Origin of the sequence: Halomonas sp. (assembly GCF_041689495.1) — a bacterium.
Classification (GTDB): Bacteria; Pseudomonadota; Gammaproteobacteria; order Pseudomonadales; family Halomonadaceae; genus Halomonas.
On the sequence record NZ_JBDNGD010000181.1, the window covers coordinates 1 to 2,784 of the forward strand.

The following is a 2,784-nucleotide window of genomic DNA, read 5'->3' on the forward strand; positions in this document are numbered from 1 at the left end:
GAAGCCGAAGCCGAGGGCTGACCCCTTGGCAAGCGACCGAGGGGAACTGGTCGCTGAAAAAGGCCACTTTCCCGGAGTGGGCCAGTGGTCAGGCCCGGCGGACGTATCACGACGTTCTGGCTATGCTCCAGGAAGCGACGACCGACGCCGAGAGGCTGAGGGGAAATAGGATGAGCTAATGACCCAATGCTGGTTAGTGACAATGTCTGGGCCGTCAGGTAATCGGCATGTTACTGCCTGAACACCTGCAAGCGTCGAAGAATCACGCATCCCATATCAAGTGGGAGCAGCCGACATGGCGCGTCGAGGTCGTCCAAGATCCAGGCTGAGCGTCTACCGCAGGCTACGCGGGATTACCAACAGCAAGCCAATAGTCACGCTCACCAGGATCCGCGATGCGCTCGCCGCCAGTCACCAGCGTATGCTGCATTCCTGGCGAATCAGCCCCCCGTTCTTGCTGACCGCTGGATTCAAGGTATTGATCCTTGTGGGAATCGGACTGCTCAAGCTACCGCCCTCCGCTGACGCCTCCCTTTCACGGGGATTGTCGACTTTCCTCGCAGCCGGCAACTGGACAACTAGGCAGGCAGAGGGGGAAGCAGATCACCGCCGGCACGCCCAGGCGCGCCGGCGCATGGGCCACCGCCCGGCCGTGGTTGCCGGTGGAGGCGGTTGTCACCCCCGCCTTCAGGGCATCGCGGCCGTGGCATTCGATCAGCGCGGCGATCATGTTGGTCACGCCACGCAGCTTGAAGGCGCCGGTCGACTGGAGCGCCTCGAGCTTGAGCAGGATCCCGGCATCGAAGCGTGCGCCAAGCGCCGCCGAACCTATCAACGGCGTGCGGGGCACCTGGCTCAGCAGTCGCTGGCGAGCCTGGTAGAGCATCGCCAGGCTGACACCATGATCGTGAGCGGACATCGCTATCTCCACAGACACGACAGGATCGCCGCAGGGCCCTTCCCCACGGCGATCCTGTCAATTGCCGGTCGTTCAGGCGGCCTGGATATCACCGCTGACGGCCAGCTCGTCAAGCACGCTGTCCACGGCGCGCTTGGCGCGGGCGACGATCTCCTCGACCTCGGCACGGCTGGTGGTGAGCGGTGGCGCGAAGCCCAGGATATCCCCCTGCGGCATGGCGCGGGCGATCAGGTTTTCCTGCATCGCCGCGGCGGCGATGCGCGGGCCAACCTTGAGCGCCGGGTCGAAATGCGCCCGCCTGGCCGGATTGGCGGAAAACTCCACTGCCGCCAGCATGCCCACGCCGCGTACCTGACCGACGATGGGGTGATCGCCGAAGGCGGCCTGAAGCTGCTGCTGCAGGTAGGCCCCGGTCTCGGCGGCGTTGGCGGTCAGCCCCTCGCGCTCGATGATCGCCAGGTTGGCCAGGCCCGCGGCACAGCCCAGCGCATGGCCGGAGTAGGTCCAGCCGTGGCCGATCGGGCCATACTCGCCGGTGCCCTGTTCCAGCACCTGCCAGACGCGGTCGCCGACGATCACCCCCGAGAGCGGCTGATAGGCGCTGGTCAGGCCCTTGGCCACGGTGATCAGATCGGGCTTGATACCGTAGAAGTGACTACCGAATTCGGTACCGATGCGCCCGAAGCCGCAGACGACCTCGTCGGCGATCAACAGAATGTCGTACTTGGCAAGCACGGACTGGATCTCCGTCCAATAGCCTTCCGGCGGCGGCACGATGCCACCGGTACCCAGCACCGGCTCGCCGATGAAGGCGGCCACGGTATCCGGCCCTTCGGCCAGAATCATGTCCTCGAGCTTCGTCGCGCAGTGCTTGGAGAACTCGCGCTTGGTCATGCCCTCGAGCTCGGCGGCACGGTGGTAGTAGAACGGCGCCTCGGTGTGGCGAATGGTGTCGATCGGCAGGTCGAAGTGGTCATGGAACGCCTTGAGGCCGGTCAAGGAGCCCGAGGCGATGCCGGAGCCGTGGTAGCCACGCATCCGCGAGATCACCTTCTTCTTCTGCGGGCGACCCAGCACGTTGTTGTAGTAACGCACGATCTTGAGCTGGGTCTCGTTGGCATCACTGCCCGACATGCCGTAGTAGACCTTGGACATGCCCGGACCGTAGAGCTCCAGGATCTTCTCGGAGAGCGCGATCTGCGGCTCGTTGGAGTGCCCCACATAGGTATGGTAGTAGGACAGCTCCAGCGCCTGCTGGTAGATCGCCTCGGCCACCTCGGTGCGGCCATAGCCGATGTTGACGCAGTAGAGCCCGGCAAATCCGTCGATGAACTCGCGACCATCCTTGTCGACGATATGGATGCCCTTGCCGCCGGTGATCACACGGCCCGGCAGATCGCCGTGGGCGAAATCACGCAGGTGGGTGGAAGCGTGGAAGGTCACCTTGCGATCGCGCTCGATCAGGTCCTGGTGCTGCTGGTTCATCTCGTTCTCTCTTTTCTCAGGCTCCTCGGCGTCCCGCCGGGGAGAGTTATTCAATACGTTATTTCAAACTAATCAAGGCAATTCCACTAAACTGGAGAGCTCTGCGAGCGAAGGCCAGACAAGGCGGATCTTGGCGAGAACAGCGGAGTTTACGATCTGTAAATGAGCATGTTCGAACCAAGATCCAACGCCGTATGGCCGAGCGCAGCTAGCTCCCGGATACGGAGCCGAGGGCACCGAGGCAGTAATACTTGGTCTCGAGATACTCATCGATGCCGGTCACCCCGCCCTCGCGGCCGAGGCCAGAGTGCTTGACGCCGCCGAAGGGCACCGGGGGACCTGTCATCTTCACCGAGTTGACCGAGACCATACCGAATTCC

General features: G+C 63.4%; 3 protein-coding genes. All 3 read right to left on the reverse strand.

Features of this window, described 5'->3' with window-relative positions; genetic code table 11:
* Positions 1-535: 535 nt before the first annotated feature.
* Positions 536-919, reverse strand: a complete 384-nt coding sequence (locus tag ACESMD_RS06225) for a pyridoxal-phosphate dependent enzyme (protein ID WP_372611350.1) — start codon at positions 917-919, stop codon at positions 536-538.
* A 72-nt stretch (positions 920-991) separates the two neighbouring features.
* Positions 992-2,404, reverse strand: coding sequence for an aspartate aminotransferase family protein (locus ACESMD_RS06230; protein ID WP_372611352.1), 1,413 nt, complete (start codon positions 2,402-2,404; stop codon positions 992-994).
* A 208-nt stretch (positions 2,405-2,612) separates the two neighbouring features.
* A partial coding sequence (locus ACESMD_RS06235) for an aldehyde dehydrogenase family protein (protein ID WP_372611354.1) occupies positions 2,613-2,784 on the reverse strand: 172 nt, incomplete at its 5' end.

Bases quoted from the DNA above. Each gene is read 5' to 3' on its own strand.
- ACESMD_RS06230 (WP_372611352.1), bottom strand. From the start codon at position 2,404: ATGAACCAGCAGCACCAGGACCTGATCGAGCGCGATCGCAAGGTGACC.
- ACESMD_RS06225 (WP_372611350.1), bottom strand. From the start codon at position 919: ATGTCCGCTCACGATCATGGTGTCAGCCTGGCGATGCTCTACCAGGCT.